The organism is Pseudomonas sp. 273 (genome assembly GCF_029201425.1).
GTDB classification, from domain to species: domain Bacteria; phylum Pseudomonadota; class Gammaproteobacteria; order Pseudomonadales; family Pseudomonadaceae; genus Pseudomonas; species Pseudomonas delhiensis.
Window position 1 is genome coordinate 4,009,186 of sequence record NZ_CP116775.1, and the last position, 17,477, is coordinate 4,026,662.

Here is a 17,477-nt window from a genome sequence, read left to right on the forward strand (position 1 = left end):
CCATGAACCGAGCCGAACGCTGGGCGGAACAGCCCGAAGCCTCGGAGAAGCGCACCATGGCCTCGCAACTGGAGGCCCGGGTCCGCGAAGACATCATCAACGGCCGCCTGGCGCCGGGCAGCCGCCTGCGCCTGAAGGAGCTGGCCGAGCATTACGACGCCGGCGTCATCCCCCTGCGCGAGGCGCTGTCGCGCCTGGCCGCCAGCGGCTTCGTCAGCGCCGAGGACCAGAAGGGCTTCAGCGTCGGGCGCATCTCCGCCGGGGAAATCCGCGACATCACCGCCACCCGTCTGCTCATCGAATGCCAGGCCCTGGCCGACTCCATCCGCCACGGCGACCTGGACTGGGAAAGCCGCCTGATCGCCGCGCACCACCGCCTGGACCGCCTGCCCATCGTCGAAGGCCCGGAACGGCTGCTGAAGCCGGAATGGGAGAACGCCCACGTGGCCTTCCACGAGGCGCTGATCGGCAGCTGCCGCTCGCCCTGGCTGCTGCGCCTGTCGCACATGCTGCGCGACCAGACCGCGCGCTACCGCATGCTCTCGGTGCACTACGCCGAAGGCGCCGAACGCGACGTGCCCGGTGAACACCGCGCGCTACTGGACGCCGCCCTGGCGCGGGACGTGGACAAGGCCTGCGCGCTGCTGGCCGAGCACTACGAGACCACCACCCGCAACGTGCTGGCCCACAAGGTGCTCAAGGGCTGAGGCGACGCCATGGGAACCTGGGCCAGCAGGCGCCGTAACGCCCTGCAGGAGCGGATCTTGTCCGCGATAGCCGGACGTTCCGAGGCGATTCGCGGATGAGATCCGCTCCTACGCCGCCCCACCCGCGCCATTCCCATTGTAGGAGCGCGCCCTGCGCGCGAATCGCGGACAGAGTCCGCTCCTACAGCTCCAGGGAAGCACGGTCGTAGGAGCGGAACTTTTCCGCGATAGCCGGACGTCCCGGCGCGATTCGCGGATGAGATCCGCTCCTACGCCGCCCCACCACGCCATTCCCATTGTAGGAGCGCGCCCTGCGCGCGAAATCGCGGGCAGGGCCCGCTCCTACAGCTCCAGGGAAGCACGGTCGTAGGAGCGGAACTTTTCCGCGATAGCCGGACGTTCCGGCGCGATTCGCGGATGAGATCCGCTCCTACGCCACCCCACCACGCCATTCCCATTGTATGAGCGCGCCCTGCGCGCGAATCGCGGATGAGATCCGCTCCTACGCCGCCCCACCACGCCATTCCCATTGTAGGAGCGCGCCCTGCGCGCGAAATCGCGGACAGAGTCCGCTCCTACGGTACAGGCAGGCACTGCTTCTCGTAGGAGCGAGCTTGCTCGCGAACCGCATGGCACCGGGTTTGTTCGCGAGCAAGCTCGCTCCTACGAAGAGCACCTCTGCACAGTCAGAAGTAGTAGAGCGCCTCGACCATGGTCCCCAGCCGCGTGCGGTCACGGCCGTTGCCATAGGGGCGATCGTGGTCCCGGGCGTCGAACCAGTCGTAACGGACTTCCGGGCGCAGCACTGGGCGTCGGCGGCAAGCGTCCACGGCAGCAGGTCACGAACCATGGGCGCAACCTGGTGCCGAGCCCGCGCCGGAGGCTCCGGGGGAAACGGCCGGCCCCGTCAGCGGCGATCCACCCAGACGGTCTGCGCATTGCAGAACTCGCGCACCCCGAAGTGCGACAGCTCGCGGCCGAAGCCGCTCTTCTTCACGCCGCCGAAGCCGACGCGGGCGTCGCTGGCGCTGTAGCCGTTGATGAACACGCCGCCCACCTCCAGCTCGTCGGCCATCTGCCGCGCGCGGGCCTGGTCGGCGCTGAACACCGTGGCGGTCAGGCCGAAGTCGCTGTCGTTGGCCAGTTCCAGGGCATGGCGGGCGTCCCTGGCGCGGATGATCGAGGCCACCGGGCCGAACAGCTCCTCGCGGAACGAGGTCATCTGCGGGGTGACCTCGGCCAGCACGGTGGGCTGGTAGAAGTTGCCCGGGCCCTGCGCCTTGTCGCCGCCCAGCAGCAGGCTGGCGCCTTCGGCGAGGGTGCGCTGGACCTGGTCGTGCAGTTCGTCGCGCAGGTCGAAGCGCGCCATGGGGCCGACGTAAGTCCGCGCCTGGGTCGGGTCGCCCATCGCCAACTCGCGGACGGCGGCGACGAAGCGCTCGGTGAAGGCATCGGCGATGCCGTCCTCGACGATGAAGCGCTTGGCCGCGGCGCAGACCTGGCCGGAATTCTGGAAGCGCCCGGCGACCGCCGCCTTCACCGCCAGGTCCAAGTCCGCGTCGGCCAGCACGATGAAGGCGTCCGAGCCGCCCAGCTCCAGCACGCACTTCTTCAGCACCGCGCCCGCCTGCGCGCCGATGGCCGAGCCGGCGCGCACGCTGCCGGTCACGGTGACGGCGGCGATGCGCGCGTCGCGGATGGCCTGGGACACCAGGTCGTTGCCGACGTTGATCACCTCGAACACGCCCGCCGGGAACTGCGCCTGGCGGAACGCCTGGAGCAGCAGGTAGGCGCAGCCCATGACGTTGGGCGCGTGCTTGAGCACATAGGTATTGCCCGCCAGCAGTGCCGGCACGGCCCCGCGCAACACCTGCCAGATGGGGAAGTTCCACGGCATCACCGCGAGGATCGGGCCCAGCGGGCGGTATTCGATCCAGGCGCGCTCGTGCTCCACGCTGGTCGGCTCGGGGGCGAGCATCCGCGGGCCGTTGGCCGCGTACCAGTCGCAGAGCCCGGCGCACTTCTCCACCTCGCCGCGCGCCTGGGTGATCGGCTTGCCCATCTCGGCGGTGATGCACTCGGCCAGGGCGTCGGCGTTGGCGCGCAGGGCCTGGCCGAGGCGGACCAGCGCGGCGGCGCGCTGCTCCAGCGGGGTGCGCCGCCAATTGGCATAGCCCTGGGCCGCGCGGGCCAGGGCCTGTTCCAGGGCTTCGGCGGACTCGAAAGCGTAGCTGTCGATCACCTCGCCGGTGGCGGGGTTGCGGGAAATCGCGTGGGTCTGGGGCGTGATGCTCATGGCGCGCTCCTGGGGGCGGATTGGGGTAGCGCCAGTTTCGCGCTGAGTGATACTTATGAAAACTGAATAATAGAGAGTATTACGCTCTCGTTTGGAGAATGAAATGGACCTGGTCCAGCTGGAGATCTTCTGCGCGGTGGTCACCCACAAGAGCATCGCCGCCGCCGCGCAGGCCATGCACCGCGTGCCCTCCAACCTCACCACGCGGATCAGGCAGTTGGAGGCGGACCTCGACGCCGAGCTGTTCATCCGCGAGAAGAACCGCCTGCGGCTCTCCGTGGCCGGGCACGACTTCCTCGCCTACGCCACGCGCATCCTCGGCCTGGTGGAAGAAGCGCGGGTGGCGGTGTCCGGCAAGGAGCCCAGCGGGCGCTTCCCCCTCGGCTCGCTGGAAAGCACGGCGGCGGTGCGCATCCCCAGGCTGCTGGCGCGCTACCACCAGCAGTACCCGAAGGTGGAGCTGGACCTGTCCACCGGGCCTTCCGGGGCGATGATCGACGGGGTGATCGCCGGGAAGCTGATCGCCGCCTTCGTCGACGGCCCGATCAAGCACCCGGCGCTGGAAGGCATGCCGGTGTTCGACGAACAGATGCTGGTGGTCGCCCCCTCGCACCACGCGCCGATCCGCCGTGGCCAGGACGTCCACGGCGAAATGATCTACGTGTTCCGCGACAACTGCTCCTACCGCCACCACTTCGAACGCTGGTTCGCCGCCGACGGCGCCGCGCCCGGCGCCATCCGCGAACTGGAGTCCTACCACAGCATGTTGGCCTGCGTGAGCGCCGGCGGCGGCCTGGCGGTGATGCCGCGCAGCATGCTGGCGAACATGCCGGGCAGCGCCTCGGTCAGCGCCTGGCCCATGGCCGGCGACTTCGCCCGGCTGAACACCTGGCTGATCTGGCGCAGCGACTCGCGCTCACGCTCGCTGGAGCTGTTCCGCCAGTTGGTGCGGGAGCAGGCGGCGGCGCTGGACATGGCCGGGGGCTGACAGCGCCAGGGGAACCGCCGTCGAAGCCTGGCGGCGCCGGCCACATGAGCTGCGACGCCAAGGCGCTGGAACGCATCTACCAGGCCATGGCCACGCAGCAGCTGGTGCTGGTGCCTACGCGCCGGTGAATGGAAAGACCGGGCCCCGACGGGCTATGAAATCTTCATGCGCGAAGTCAGGTTCTGCTGCATGAAGTCCAGGAAGCGTCGCTGGAACAGCATGGTGTGCTCGTGGGCGGCCTTCTCCGCCGCGTCGGCGTCGCGGGCGGCGATGGCCTCGACGATCTCGGCATGGTCGCGCCCCATGCCGTCGGTGCTGGCGGCGCTGATGATGAAGTCGAAGTACAGGTGCGAAAGCCGTTGCCCTTCTCCCAGCAGCTTCTCGTAGTAGCCAGTGAGGCAGGGGTTCTTGCCGGCGCGGGAGATTTCCATGTGCAGCGCCTTGTTCGGCTCCGTCATGGCCTGGAAGTCGCCGCTGGTGATCGAGGTCATGTACGCGGTCTCCGCGGCGCGGATGCGCTCCAGGTCCTCGTCGTTGCGCTGGATGGCCGCCAGCCGGGTGACGGCGCGCTGAAGCAGGTCCGGCGCGGCGATTCTGGTAGGTGCGCGCGTCCAGGCGGTTGCGGAACATCACGTAGGGCACTTCGTCGATCTGCTCGTACAGCGGATGCTGGCGGTTGATCCTATCCTTGAGTTTCACCCCGGCGTCGGCCAGCTCGCGGGTGTTCTCGGGGCGATGGACGAGCCGGCGCAGCAATGCCGCGCCGCCGGTGAAGAAGAGAAAACAGGCGGAAAATCAAAAAGTTATATGAACAGGCGGGAAGCGCGGGCGGCAGCCCGCGTGTGGCAGGCGGGTCGAATGGAGGGGGCGAAGCCGGGGTTACGTTAGGATTTCAACACATGAAGGTAAGAAATATTGGATTCATCCAACATGAAACTTGCCATCAAGATAGTGGCCACGCCCAGGGTGCCGAGCCGTAATGGACGGCTATGGCCCGGGCGCAGGAATCATGGGGCAGCCCCCGGCGAACGCCGGGCCGGGCGCCTCTGCCAGCGTGCCAGTGGACGCAAGGTGAGCTGCATTGTCGGGGGGCGAGCCTTGCGCCATCAGCACCACGGGTGCCGGAGGTTCCGGCACCCGTTTTTTTGCCGGGCGACCCGCGGCCGTCCGCTCAGCGCACCCGCCGCCAGAGCAGCCTGGCGGTTCGCGCCTCGGGGGTGCCCTCCTCCAGGCGTGCGCTGAGCGCCAGCACGTCGCCCTCCAGCTGGGCGATGCGGCGCTGGCTGCCGCCCTCCCAGTTGGGGAACAGGCTATGGCGCACGTGGTGCAGCACGGTATCACCCTGCACTTCGTAGCCGCCGGCGTAGGTCAGGTAGCTGCCGTAGGCGGCGGCCTTCTCTTCATCGCTGGCCGACCATTGCCCGCCGCTGCGGAAAGGCTCGCGGTCCTTCCTGGCGACCACGCAGAACATGCCATGCGCGCCGTACTCGATGAAGCCCTCCAGCGCCACGCCCATCGGGTGGAGCACGCGCCCGTCGTCGTAGAGCTGCTCCCAGGCCAGGATTTCCCAGCGGCCCTGGATGTCTGTTGCGTTCATGCTGTCACTCCGCTGCATCGGTGAGGAAATCAATCAGCAGGCGGGTGAACGCCCGCGCCCGCTCGATCTGCACCCAGTGCCCGCACTCGCCGAACACGTGCAGCTGCGCATGGGGGATCAGGCGCAGCAGGCGCTCGGAGACCTCCAGCGGTATCACCCGGTCGTCGCGGCCATGGATGAGCAGGGTCTGCTGGGGCAGTTCGCGCAGCGCGGCTTCAGGCACCGCGAGCATCTCCACCCCCTGCTGGCGCGGCGCGGGGAACAGCTGGGCGAAGCGTGACTGCACGTCGTCGCGGATGCTGGCCTCGTAGCGCATGCGCACCAGGTCGTCGTTGATCAGCGAATGGTCGTAGGCGAACACGCCCATCAGCTCGCCCATGGCCTGCAGCGAGGGCTGGTAGCCCCAGACCTTCTCCAGGCCCTCGGTGATGGGGAACGAGATACCCGCCGAGCCCATCAGCACCAGGCGTTTCACCCGCTGCGGATGCCGCTGGGCCAGCGCCAGTGCGATGGCGCCGCCGAAGGAGTTGCCGACCACAGAGACCCTGTCGATGTCCAGGGCGTCGAGCAGGCCGGTCAGTTGCCCGACCCAGGCCTCGGGGTCCAGCCGGCGGCCGGCCGGGCACTGCGTATAGCCGAAACCGAGCATGTCCGGCGCTATCACCCGGGCGCGCCCGGACAGTTCGGGGATCACCCCGCGCCAGTTGGCCCAGGCGGTGACACCCGGGCCGGAGCCGTGGATCAGCAGGATCGGCTCGCCCTGCCCCTGGTCGTGGTAGTTGATGGTGCAGTCGCCGACCCGCAGGTGGTTGGCGATTTCCGCTGATGTCGAAGTAGTCATTGTCTGGCCTTCGCGGTCTGGCTGGTGGTAACGACGGGGGCACGCATCCCCTGCTCGGCCAGGCGCTTGAGGATCTGCCTGGCCTCCTCGCGCTTGTCCGGCGGCAGCCAGGTGCGGTCATGCCCCCACAGGCTCATGCCCTGCAGCTCTTCCACCTCCCAGTCGGGGCCGATGGTGCGCCCGGCCCAGCCGAGCTCGAACATCCAGCCGTCGGGGTTCTTCAGGTAGAAGGAGGTGACGTGGTCGTTGATGTGCCGGCCGAGGGTGACGCCGATGCACTCGGGGTCGGCCAGCGCCATGTCGTAGGCCCGCCCGAGGTCGTCGAAGTCGTTGTACTCCAGCATCATGTGGTAGATCTTCGCCGGCCCGCCGGTGTGGGCGATGCCCAGGGTGTGGTGGCGCGGGTTGACGTGGAGGAACTCGACGCGGAACGGCGCCCGCGCGCGGTCGCTGACCTTGAAGCCCAGCACCTCCTTGTAGAGGTGGCACATCTGCTCGAAGTGCGCGGTGATCAGGGCCACGTGGCCGATACCCAGCTCGCCGGTGCGGAAACCGCCCAGCGGGCGCCCCGGCACGAAGGGGCTGGCGGCGTCGGCCAGGCCCCAGGCCACCTCGATGCGCACGCCGTCGGGGTCGCGGAAATGCAGCATTCCGGCGACGCCGCGCAGGGCGTTCTCCTGCTCCGTGCCGCGGCTGACCGGGTAGCCCGCCGCCGTCAGCGCCTGGGCGGCCTGCTCCAGCTCCTCCGCATCCCCGACCTCGAAGCCCATGCCCATGCTGGGTTCGCCTTCGCAGGCTTCGAGCAGCAGACGCTGGACCTTCTGGTCGGCGCGCAGGCGCACGCAGCGCCCCGGCTCGACCACCTCCACCTGCAGGCCGATGTGTTCCGCCGCCTGCTTCTGCCAGGCCGGCAGGTTGGGAGTGCCGACTATCACGTAACTCAGTGCCCTGATCATGCTTGCGCCTCTCCTGCGCTGGTCCATGTCTGTGTCATTCCGCCGACATCCCGCCATCGACCGAGAGGGTGGCCCCGGTGACGTAGGAGGCCTGCCCGGAAAGCAGCCACAGCAGCGCCGCGCCGACCTCCCCGGGCTGGCCGATGCGCCGCATGGGCACGCCGTCGTCGTACAGGTGGTCGTCGCCGCCGGTGACGCGGTCGAAGCTCGGCGTCTTGATCGGCCCGGGACAGAGGGCGTTGACGCGGATGCCGCGGGTCGCGTAGTCCAGCGCCGCGGCGCGGGTGGCGCCGACGATGCCGTGCTTGGCGGCCACGTAGCCGGCGGTGCGCGGCATCGCCTTGAGGCCGAAGATCGAGGCGTTGTTGACGATGGAGCCGCCGCCCGTGCGCAGCATCGCCTCGGCTTCGAACTTCATCATGTAGAGGACGCCCTTGAGGTTGATGTCGACCACCTCGTCGAGCTCTGCCAGGGGCGTTTCGTGGATGTCGTGGAACGCGCGCTGCAGGCCGGCGTTGTTGAAGGCGCCGTCGAGCCGCCCGTAGCTCTCCACGGCCAGCGCCACCAGGGCGCGGCAGTCGGCGGGGCGGGACACGTCGGTGGCCAGGAACAGGGCCTGGCCGCCGGCCGCCGCGATTTCCTCGACCACGTCCGCCCCGCCCGCGCATCGCGGTTGCCCAGCACCACCCGGGCCCCCGCCCTGGCGAGCGCCAGGCAGGCCTCGCGGCCGATGCCGCTGCCGCCGCCGGTCACGACTATCACCTTGTTGTCCAGATTCATGCTTGCTCCTCCAGGAAAGCGACCGGCATCAGGCCGGCGGGATGCGCCCGAGCACGGCTTCCAGGGCGATGCCCACGGCCAGCAGGCGGCGGTCCGAACCAAAGGGCGCGTCCAGTTCCAGGCCCACCGGCAGCCCCGTGCGCGGGCCCAGCCCGATGGGCAGCTGGATGCCCGGCAGGCCGGCGCTGGCGGCCGGCTCGGTGTTCTGGATCAGCCGCTCGAAATACTCCGGCAGGTTGACCTGGTCGCTGGCCGGCGGCGCCACTATGGGCGTGGTGGGGAAGACCAGGGCATCCAGCCGGTACTGCTCGAACAGGTCCTGGTAGTGCTCCTTCAGGGCCGGGCGGGCAGTGTTCCGAGCCGCCTCGTAGAGCGGCGCGACGTCCACCAGGCCGCCCTCCCCCGGCGCCTTGCGCGGCAGCACCCACTGCTCGTAGATGGCGCGCACGTCCGGGCTGTGGATGTCCCGGGCCAGTTCCTCGATGCTGATGCCCGGCCCCTCGTCGCGCAGGTAGGCGACCATCGAGTCGTAGGCTTCGTGGATCACCACCGGAAAGCCGACGGCGCGGTTCAGTTCCTGCAGGCGCGTCGCCGGCAGCTCGACGAGGCTCACGCCATGGCTGGAAAGCTTCGCCAGGGCGGCCTCGGCCACCTCGCGGACGTCGTCGTCCAGATGGCTCCAGAAGTCCTCGACGATGCCCAGGCGCAGCCCGTCCAGGCTCACCGGCGGCAGCGCGTATTCGTCGCTGATCAGGGCATCGAGCAAGGCGACGTCGGCCATGCACAGGGCCATGGGCCCCACGGTGTCGCGGCTGCGGGCGATGGGGATCACCCCCTCGCTGGAATAGCGGCCGGCGCTGGGGCGCAGCGAGGAGCAGCCGTTGAGCGCGCAGGGAATGCGCATCGAGCCGCCGGTGTCGGTGCCCAGCGCCGCCAGGGCCATGCGCGCGCCCAGCGCCGCGGCGCTGCCGGAGGACGAGCCGCCGGCGATGCGCTCGCTGTCGTAGGCGTTGCGCACGCCGGGTTGGCTGCCTGTGTTGAAGGCAGCGTTGTAGCCGGTGGCGCCGAAGGCCAGCTCGTGCATGTTGGTCTTGCCCAGCAGGATCGCCCCGGCGTCGCGCAGGCGCTGCAGCGTCGGCGCGTCCTGGCGCGGGACGAAGCCGGCCAGCGCCGGCGTGCCGGCGGTGCACGGCAGGCCCGCGGCGTGGATGTTGTCCTTGACCACGATGGGGATGCCGGACAGCGGCTTCTGCCGCCGCCCCGCGCGGCGCGCGGCGTCGGCGGCCTTGGCCTCGGCCAGCGCGCCGTCGCCGTTGAGGGTGACGTAGACGTTCAGCTCGCGGCCGTCCTCGGCGCGGTCCAGGCAGGCGCAGACCAGTTCGGTGCTGCTCAGTACGCCATCGCGGAAGGCCGTGACGGCTTCGGCGATGGTCAGGTCGGCAAGGGTCGGGGAGTCTTGGAAGAGTTTCATGCGGTGGCTCCGTTCAACGGCTGAACGCCTCGTCCTTGAGTCGCTCCGGACTGGGATAGGCAAGCTTGCTGTGGGCGAGGCCGAGGTCGAGCAGCACCTCGCACAGCTTGTAGGCGATGACGCCGGGGTTGAGCACCGGGACGTCCAGGTGCTGGCTGAGGAAGGCGTGGGACTGGTGCATGGTGGTCGAGCCCAGCACTATCACCTCGGCGCCGTCCTCGTGGATGGCCAGCCGGGCGGCGTCCAGCAGCTTGGCGAAGACCACCTCCTCCTTGCCCTGCAGCAGGGCCTCGGTGTCCGGGCGCACGTCGATGGAGCGCAGCGAGGCCAGCCGCGATTCGAGGCCGTATTCCCTGAGCGTCTTGCGGTACAGCGGGAACCAGCGCGGCCACATGGTCAGGACGCTGAACTTGTGGCCCAGGGCGCAGGCCAGGTGGAAGGCGCTCTGCCCCGGCGCCAGCACCGGGATCGACAGCCGGGCGCGCAGCGCGGCCAGGCCCGAGTCGCTGACGGTGTTGATGCACACGGCATCGAAGCCCTCGTCCTCGGCGCGCATGCCGGCCTCGATCACTGCCAGCTCCATCAGCGCCATGTCGTAGTAGCTGTCGGCCAGGGTCGAGACGCTGCCGGCGCCGACGAAGCACACCTCGATGTCCGGGCGCTGCAACGCCGCCGGCAGCTGGGACTCGACCAGGGGCCGGGTCTGCTCGCTCAGCGGCACGGGGAAGATCATTTTCACGCGCTTGCGCATGTTCGTTCTCCCGGGCTCAGAGGCCCAGTTGCTGGCGTGGACGGGTCAGGGTGTCGATCAGCGCGTAGAGGATCTTGCGCGCGCAGGGCATCAGGTCGGGCACGTAGGTCGCGCCCATGCCGCCCAGGCCCTCGGCCACCGGCAAGGGCGCGCCCTGCGCCGGCCACGGCCAGCCGATGCGCGCGGTGGGCACGCCGTAGCGGCGCAGCGCGGCGCCGTCGGTCTGGCCGCCGAGCCAGTCGGGCGTGCCGTGCGGGCGCCGCTCGATGTGTTCCCAGCCACGCTTGCACGACTGGACGATCCAGTTCTGCGGGTCGGTGCTGCCGCCGGGCACGGAGCCGTACATGTCCCACTCCAGCTCCAGGTCGGGGCGCCGCGCCTGCAGGTCGCGGACGAATGCGGCGAACTGCGCCTTGACGTCGCCCGGGCTGCTGCGCGGGTTGATGCGTACGTCGAAGAAGATTTCGGTGACCGCCGAGGGGAACGCCGGGCGCTCGACGTCGCCGCCGCGGATGCCGGCGATCCAGCCGTGGGGCTTGACCACCCCGGAGGTGTTGCGCTCGGCGTAGTCGATGATCCATTGCTCCAGCTCGCCGACCACCGCCGCCGCCGGCACCACCGAGCTGCGGAAGCCCGGGGTGCCGCGCGGCACGCCGGCGTAGCCGAGGCTGCCGTAGACACGCAGCTTGAACCAGGCCATGCCCGGCTCCTCGTGGTACACCCAGTTCCACGGCTTCATGATGATGGCGAAGTCCGGCGCGGCGCCGCGGTTGAGCAGGTGCAGCACGCCGTTGGACATGCCCGCGTGCTGTCGCGCCGAGATGTCCACCGGCATGCCGCCGTCGGCCAGCCCCAGCAGCAGGTCGCCGGTCAGCGGCACCCCGGCTTCGATCAGCGCGGTGGCCACTTCGGTGAGGGTGGCGATCATGCCCTTGGGGTTGGAGGCGCCGAGGCCGAACACCCAGTCGTCGACCTGCTGGGCCATCGGCAGCATGTCGGCCTGCCCGGCTTCGCCGGTCAGCAGCTTCTCGGCCTCGTCGCATTCCAGGTGGGTGTCCAGCGGCGCGTACAGCATCACGCTGGCGCCGCCGCCGCTGCCGCGCAGTTCGCCCAGCACGTTGCCGCTGGTGAAGCTCATCGGCTGGTAGCGGGCGGCCATGCCGATCTGCTTCAGGTGGGCGGTCATGAACTCGCCCACGGCACGGGCCGAGCCGGTGGGGCTGTGGATGTCGGTGATGGCGAACAGCAAGTCCTGCAGGCGCCTGGCGTCGAGCCTGGCGCAGGCCTGCTCGTACCATTTCATCTGCTCGGCGGAGAACGGCATGGAGGTGGTGGGTTGCATGCTGGCGCCCTCAGTGGCTAGCGACGAACTGTTCGCTGAAGATGTTTTCGGGGGCGACGCCCAGCTCGATCAGCCGCGCCGTGGCGGCATCGATCATCGGCTGGGGGCCGCACAGGTAGGCCACGCAGTCCGGGCCGCTCACGTCGCCCTCGCGCAGGGCGCTGACCGGGCTGCCGTGGTGCAGGTCCTCGCGCGGCTCGCGGTCCACGCAGATGCGCGCTTCCAGGCTCGGCAGCCACTGCTTGCGCAGCTCGATCTCGTCGAGGCCGAACAGCACTTCCGGGGTGGCGCAGCCGAAGCTCAGGAGCATCGGCGGCTTGCGCCCGCCGAGCTTGTGCAGTGTGTCGATCATCGACAGGATCGGCGCCAGGCCGGTGCCGCCGGCGACGAAGATGTGCGGCGCGCGGCGCTTCTCCTCGCGCAGGAAGAAGGCGCCGTAGGGGCCGCTGAGGGTCAGCACCTCATCGGGTTTGACCTGCTCTTCCAGGTAGCTGGACATGGCGCCGCCGGGCAGCAGGCGGATGAGGAACTCCAGCTTCGGCAGGTCGGCCGGGGTGCTGGACGGTGAGTAGCTGCGCAGCACCTCGAAGCCCGGCACCTGGATCTGCATGAACTGGCCGGGGCGGAAGTCCAGGCATTCGCCATCGGCCAGTTCCAGGCGCAGGCGCACCACGTTGCTGGCGATGCGCTCGACCGAATCGACGAAGGCATGCACCTCACCGGCCGCCCCCGAGCCGACCTCGCTGCCGTAGGCCAGCTCGAAGGTACAGTCCGTTTGCGCCTGGCACAGGCACAGCAGGCGCTGGCCGGCGGCGTACTCGCTGGCCAGCAGCGTGGAACTGGCGCCGGGGCGGGTGACCGCCTCGCCGTCGGCGAGGTGGGCGATGCAGCTGGAGCAGCTGCCGGAACGGCACTGGTACAGCAGCGGCACCTGCGCCTCGAGGGCGGCGTCGAGGATGCTGGCGTCGGCAGGGACGCTGAAGCTGCGGCTGACGCCGTCGGAGAAGTTCACGGTGACTTGGTGTGTCTGGTCTTTCATGAGTGGGGTCCCACGGGATACGTCGATGGTGCGGCGGGCCGGCCGGCCTGCTCAGTCCTTGTGGAAGATCGCCAGCTTGTTGCCGTCCGGGTCGCGGAAATAGGCCATGTAGAACCCCTGGAAACGCTCGCCGGGCAGCCCTTCGTCGCTGGCGCCCAGCGCCAGGGCCAGGGCGTGCAGCTGGTCCACCCGCTCGCGGGAGCCGGCCGGCAGGGCGACCATGTTGCCGTTGCCCGGCTGCGCGGGGCGTTCGTCATAGGGGGTGCAGATGCCCAGCATCGGTTGTTCCAGGGCCTGCCCGTACAGGCTCAGGCGCGGGGACTCCAGCAGCGCGGTGGCGCCCATGGCGCCGAGGAAGGCGCCATAGAACGCGCGGGCGCGTTCCAGGTGGTTGCTGCCCAACAGCGTGTATCCAATCATTGCAAGGCCTCCGGAGCAGGCAGGGCGTCTTTCGTTGTCATGGCCCGATCATAGGAACCGGGGGTGGCGCCCACACTCCAATGGGTTCCCCGGTTATCCCGCCAGCGCAAATAAACCCAGCGCCGCAGGAGGAGAAACGGCGGCCCCTCCCGGGCCGCCGTGCGGGCTGGCTAGGCGCTCTGCGCGCGGGCCAGGTCCTGGTAGCGGCCGCGGTGGAACAGCAGCGGCCGCATGTCCGGCTCGGGCGCCGCCATGCGCAGCACGCGGCCGACCAGGATCAGGTGGTCGCCGCCGTCGTAGCGGTGCTCGGTGGCGCACTCGAACACCGTCAGGCAGCCCGGCAGCAAGGGCACGCCGCCCACGCCGGTGCCGACCTCCAGGCCGGCGAACTTGTCCGTCGAGGCCTGGGCGAAGCGGTCGGACAGCGCCCGCTGCCCCTCCCCCAGCACGTGCACGGCGAAGTGCTCGGAACCGGCGAACGCGGGGTAGCTGTAGGCGGACTTGCCGATGCTCCACAGCACCAGCGGCGGCTCCAGCGAAACGGCGTTGAAGCTGTTGGCCGTGACGCCGATGGGCCAGCTCTCACCATCCAGGGTGGTAACGATGGTGACGCCGGTGGCGAACTGGCCGAGGGCCTGCCTGAGTTGGGCTCTTTCGATCATCGCAATGCCTCCGCTCAGAACGCCACGCCGTAGCTCACGGACAGCCAGTGCTGGCCCATGTACGGCGAGGTGACCGCATCCGGGCCGGCGCCCTCGCCTTCCACCTTGTCCTTGAAGGAACGGGCGTAGGCCAGGGACAACTCGTGGCCGCCGGTGAGGCGGTAGGTGCCGCCGAAGGTCACGTGCCGGTGGTTGGCGGCCGGCGCCAGGATGCCCAGGTAGGTGTCGTGGCCATCGAGCAGCTGGTTGGCGTCGTTGTAGCCGGCCCGCAGCGTCAGCCGCTGGTTCAGGTCCCAGGCCGCGCCCACCCGCCAGATGCGCTGGTCGCGCCAGCCGAAGCCGGGCCCGTCGGAGTCCCCGGGCGCGCCGGTGGCGCGGCTCACGCCGGGGTTGCCGAGGGACCTGACGTCGCTCCAGTAGACCTTCTGCAGGTCGGCGGCGAGGGTCAGCGGGCCGTGCTTCCAGGCCACGCCCAGGGCCCAGTTGGACGGCATGTCGAGGTCGCCGCCATCGGCCAGCAGCTTGTCGAAGCGGTGCATCTTCGACATGTAGCCGCGGGTGGAATAGCTGGCGCCGAGGCTCCATTCGGGTGTCAATTGGCCGATCCAGCCCAGCCGCAGGCCGGCGCCGTAGGACTCGTCGCGCCCCTGGGGCAGGCCGATGCTGGCGGTGCCGTCGATGTCCAGCACCTGGCGCAGCAGCATCAGGCCCACGCCGACGCTGTGCTGCTCGTTGAGCTTGCGGGCGTAGCTGGTGGTGGCGACCATCTGCTGGAACTGCGAACCGGGGTTGCGCAGCCCGCCGAAGTCGGCGTCGCGGGCGTAGGCGGTGCCCACGCCGTTGCCGACCACCGAGATACCCAGGCTGCTGACGTCATCGAGCATCTTGTTGGCGCCGAACTGCGGGATCACGTACAGGTCCCGGTCCTTGGAGCCGCTGATCGTGTTGCCGGCGAACTCGGCGCCGTTGTCGGCCTTGAGGAAGGCGGCGCCGACGTCCAGGCGGTCGCCGACCGCGACCATCCCGGCCGGGTTGGAGGCGCCGACCAGGGAGTCCTGCGGCAGGGCGATGACCACCCCGCCCATGCCCTCGGACTTGACGCCGTAGCCATGCGGGAAGGTGCCCTGCGTCGCCCAGGCGGCCTGCAGCGGGAGCAGGCAGGCGACGAGCGCACCGGCACGGCCGGGCAACAGCGCTTTGTTGTGCTGTACGGGCATGGCGGTCACCCTCGCGCGGCGCTGAAGGAGGCGATGAAGCGCTCGGCTTCGGCGCTGTCGTAGTACCAGGGCACCAGGCTCTTCGGGTCGTCGAAGGCATTGGCCACGGCGGCGGCCAGCGCCGGGTCGGCGGCACAGGCGGTGAACACCTTGAGCACGGACTCCGGCGGCGGCAGCAGGTGGGTGTTGGTGAAGCGCGCGACCCACTGAGCGTAGTCCCAGTAGCGCTCGAAGGTGGCGTTCTTCCAGGTGTCGTCGAAGGGTGCCCGCCCCTGTTCGAGAATGGCGTTCATGTAGATGTTGGCGCACTTGCTGGCGTTGTTCGAGCCCTGCCCGGTGATGGGGTCGTTGAGCACCAGCACGTCGGCCATGCCCAGCACGGTGCGCCCGGACGGCAGGTAGCCGATGGGCTTGCGCACGGTGGGGGTGACCCGCCCGACCAGGATGCCGAGGTCGTCGGTCAGCCGCAGGTTGCGGCAGCGTGGGGCCTCCCAGGGGAAGAAGCGCTCGATCAGCTCCACCGCCAGCGCCAGGTGTTCCGCCGGCGTGCTGACTTCCGCCCAGCGGTCCATCGGCCCGCCCTCGATGCATTCGAGGTTGATGATGTCCCCTGCCCCGCTCAAGGTCAGGCAGGGGAAGTTGACGTACTCGCCGATGCCGGGGTTGATGCTGATGTTCAGCGCGCTGTAGTCCTCGCGGGGTAGCATGCCGTGCACGTAGGTCAGCGAGATGGTGCGCATGGGGCGGTCGAAGGTGCTGCGCTCGGCGTCGCGCTCGAACAGCTTGCCGATCTCGCCCTTGCCGCTGGCGACTATCACCAGGTCGGAGGTGGCGGCGTAGCGCTCCAGGTCATCCAGCCCCGCTTCCTCGATCACCAGCCGGCCGCCCAGGCGTTCGAACTCGTGCATCCAGCGCGGCATCTTGATCCGCTGGTCGACCGACTGGCCGGGGGCCTTCATCGGCGAGCGCCAGTCGACCATCAGGCCCTCGGCGTTGCCGGCACGCATGTGCACGCCCACGGTGGGCGGGCAGCTGTCGTCCCAGAACGCCAGGCCCAGCTGGCGCTCGAAGCCCAGGGCCATGTCGTACATCGACTGGCTGGACAGTACCCGGCCGGCGGCGATGTCCGCGGCGCTGCGGTTGGAGATCAAGGCGACGTCGTAACCCTGCTTGAGCAGGCCGATGCCCAGTTGCAGCCCGGCCTGCCCGGCACCGACGATAGTTATTCTTCTCATGCGGTCCAACTCCATCATCAAGTTTGGCGATGGCTGCGGGTGCAGCCACGGCCCTCAATGTGGAGCAAGGCGGACACAGCGAATATGCAGGCCCTGCAGCGATCATGCGAATACTGCAAGAAGCTCGCGGGGCGTCAGCCGCGGCCCCTGGCCAGGGTCTGGCGCGGCGTCTCGGCATAGCGCTGGCGGTACTCGATGGCGAAGCGGCCGAACTGGAAGAAGCCCCAGCGGGCGAGTATCTCGGTCACCCGGGCGGGCTGGCGCGGGTCCTTGAGGTCCTGGTGCACGCGCTCCATGCGCACGTCGCGCAGGTAGCGCATGGGGCTGACGCCCAGGAAGCGCTGGAAGCCGTGGTAGATCGAGCGGCCGCTGACACCGGCGATGGCCGCCAGCGTCTCCACGCTGATCGGCTGCTCGGCGTGGGCCTGGATGTAGTCCACGGCCAGCTTGACGTGGCGCGGCAGGACCTGGGCCGAGGGCTCGCCCAGCCGATCGCTCAGGGTGTTGGGCTGCCAGGTCAGCAGCGTGGTCATCAGGGTCTGCTCGAACTGCGCCCTGACCAGGGGCATCTCGAACAGCTGCGGGGCACGCTGCAGCACGTCGAACAGCTGCCGCGCCGTCTGCCCCCAGACCGCCCCGGCGGCGTTGCGCAGGTCCATCAGCGGGTGGAACGCCAGGGGCTGCTGGGCGTCGTGATCGAGCAGCGCGACGGCATGCCGTTCGAGGGCGCCGCGCTCGATGCGCACCACCAGCTTCTGGCAGTCGCCGCTCCAGTTCATCTCCAGGCTCTCGTCAGGCGCATGGATGCTGCCGTGCAGGCTGTCGCTGAGCAGCTCGCGGCGGCCGATCCGCTGCCGGTCGTGGCCGGCGAAGGGCAGCTGCACCAGGTAGAACGAGCCCAGCTCGCCGGGGCGGATGTGCACGTCGGCGCCGTAGCGCATGCGGCTGAAGCTCAGCTGTTCGGTGCGCAGGTGCTGGTGCCGGTAGTCCAGGCGGCTCGCCGCCTGGCGCAGCTCCAGGCGATGCTCGCAGAACACCGAGGCCACCAGCCGGCGCGTCTCGTCGAGGTCCTGCGAATGCAACAGCGCATCGCAGTTCAGGTGGCAGCCGTCGGGCACTGTCGTCATCTTCGCCTCCCAAGGGAAATCGCCTTGCCGGGTTCCCGCTTCGCCGCG

General features: G+C 69.6%; 17 protein-coding genes. 2 read left to right on the forward strand and 15 right to left on the reverse strand.

Annotated elements, in window-relative coordinates:
* Window positions 1–2: 2 nt before the first annotated feature.
* Complete coding sequence (locus PKO50_RS18225) at window positions 3–707, forward strand: FCD domain-containing protein (protein ID WP_275626835.1); 705 nt, start codon at window positions 3–5, stop codon at window positions 705–707.
* 907 nt (window positions 708–1,614) lie between these two features.
* Here PKO50_RS18225 and PKO50_RS18230 read toward each other — a convergent pair.
* Window positions 1,615–3,003, reverse strand: coding sequence for an aldehyde dehydrogenase family protein (locus PKO50_RS18230; protein ID WP_275626836.1), 1,389 nt, complete (start codon window positions 3,001–3,003; stop codon window positions 1,615–1,617).
* 103 nt (window positions 3,004–3,106) lie between these two features.
* Between PKO50_RS18230 and PKO50_RS18235 the strand changes: the two genes are divergently transcribed.
* Window positions 3,107–3,991 (forward strand): LysR family transcriptional regulator, encoded by an 885-nt coding sequence (locus PKO50_RS18235; protein ID WP_275626837.1) that lies wholly within the window; start codon window positions 3,107–3,109, stop codon window positions 3,989–3,991.
* A 152-nt stretch (window positions 3,992–4,143) separates the two neighbouring features.
* On the opposite strand, the gene PKO50_RS18240 is transcribed toward PKO50_RS18235, so the two are convergent.
* The 14 genes from PKO50_RS18240 to PKO50_RS18305 form a co-directional block, all read right to left on the reverse strand.
* Window positions 4,144–4,584 (reverse strand): FCD domain-containing protein, encoded by a 441-nt coding sequence (locus PKO50_RS18240; RefSeq protein ID WP_346770518.1) that lies wholly within the window; start codon window positions 4,582–4,584, stop codon window positions 4,144–4,146.
* Between the two features lie 578 nt (window positions 4,585–5,162).
* Window positions 5,163–5,588: a lipocalin-like domain-containing protein gene (locus PKO50_RS18245; RefSeq protein WP_275626838.1), complete on the reverse strand. Its 426-nt coding sequence runs from the start codon at window positions 5,586–5,588 to the stop codon at window positions 5,163–5,165.
* A gap of 4 nt (window positions 5,589–5,592) precedes the next feature.
* Window positions 5,593–6,429: an alpha/beta fold hydrolase gene (locus PKO50_RS18250; RefSeq protein WP_275626839.1), complete on the reverse strand. Its 837-nt coding sequence runs from the start codon at window positions 6,427–6,429 to the stop codon at window positions 5,593–5,595.
* Window positions 6,426–7,385, reverse strand: a complete 960-nt coding sequence (locus PKO50_RS18255) for a VOC family protein (protein WP_275626840.1) — start codon at window positions 7,383–7,385, stop codon at window positions 6,426–6,428. The genes PKO50_RS18250 and PKO50_RS18255 overlap by 4 nt, the downstream gene beginning before the upstream one ends.
* Before the next feature lie 34 nt (window positions 7,386–7,419).
* Complete coding sequence (locus PKO50_RS18260) at window positions 7,420–8,034, reverse strand: SDR family oxidoreductase (protein ID WP_275626841.1); 615 nt, start codon at window positions 8,032–8,034, stop codon at window positions 7,420–7,422.
* 159 nt (window positions 8,035–8,193) lie between these two features.
* Complete coding sequence (iaaH, locus tag PKO50_RS18265; protein WP_275626842.1) at window positions 8,194–9,636, reverse strand: indoleacetamide hydrolase; 1,443 nt, start codon at window positions 9,634–9,636, stop codon at window positions 8,194–8,196.
* Window positions 9,637–9,649: 13 nt separating this feature from the next.
* Window positions 9,650–10,387: an aspartate/glutamate racemase family protein gene (locus tag PKO50_RS18270; protein ID WP_249919835.1), complete on the reverse strand. Its 738-nt coding sequence runs from the start codon at window positions 10,385–10,387 to the stop codon at window positions 9,650–9,652.
* Between the two features lie 16 nt (window positions 10,388–10,403).
* A complete protein-coding gene (locus PKO50_RS18275) occupies window positions 10,404–11,729 on the reverse strand; it encodes an acetylornithine deacetylase (RefSeq protein ID WP_275626843.1) in 1,326 nt (441 codons plus the stop codon).
* Window positions 11,730–11,739: 10 nt separating this feature from the next.
* Window positions 11,740–12,768, reverse strand: a complete 1,029-nt coding sequence (locus PKO50_RS18280; RefSeq protein ID WP_275626844.1) for a ring-hydroxylating dioxygenase ferredoxin reductase family protein — start codon at window positions 12,766–12,768, stop codon at window positions 11,740–11,742.
* Window positions 12,769–12,819: 51 nt separating this feature from the next.
* On the reverse strand, window positions 12,820–13,188 hold the full coding sequence (locus tag PKO50_RS18285) for a VOC family protein (protein ID WP_275626845.1): 369 nt from the start codon (window positions 13,186–13,188) through the stop codon (window positions 12,820–12,822).
* A 170-nt stretch (window positions 13,189–13,358) separates the two neighbouring features.
* Window positions 13,359–13,850, reverse strand: coding sequence for a flavin reductase family protein (locus tag PKO50_RS18290; RefSeq protein WP_275626846.1), 492 nt, complete (start codon window positions 13,848–13,850; stop codon window positions 13,359–13,361).
* A 14-nt stretch (window positions 13,851–13,864) separates the two neighbouring features.
* Window positions 13,865–15,067 (reverse strand): outer membrane protein transport protein, encoded by a 1,203-nt coding sequence (locus tag PKO50_RS18295; RefSeq protein ID WP_275626847.1) that lies wholly within the window; start codon window positions 15,065–15,067, stop codon window positions 13,865–13,867.
* Between the two features lie 5 nt (window positions 15,068–15,072).
* Entirely contained in the window at window positions 15,073–16,302 is a 1,230-nt protein-coding gene (locus tag PKO50_RS18300) for a styrene monooxygenase/indole monooxygenase family protein (protein WP_275626848.1), read from the reverse strand.
* A gap of 134 nt (window positions 16,303–16,436) precedes the next feature.
* On the reverse strand, window positions 16,437–17,429 hold the full coding sequence (locus PKO50_RS18305; RefSeq protein WP_275626849.1) for an AraC family transcriptional regulator: 993 nt from the start codon (window positions 17,427–17,429) through the stop codon (window positions 16,437–16,439).
* Window positions 17,430–17,477 lie beyond the last annotated feature (48 nt).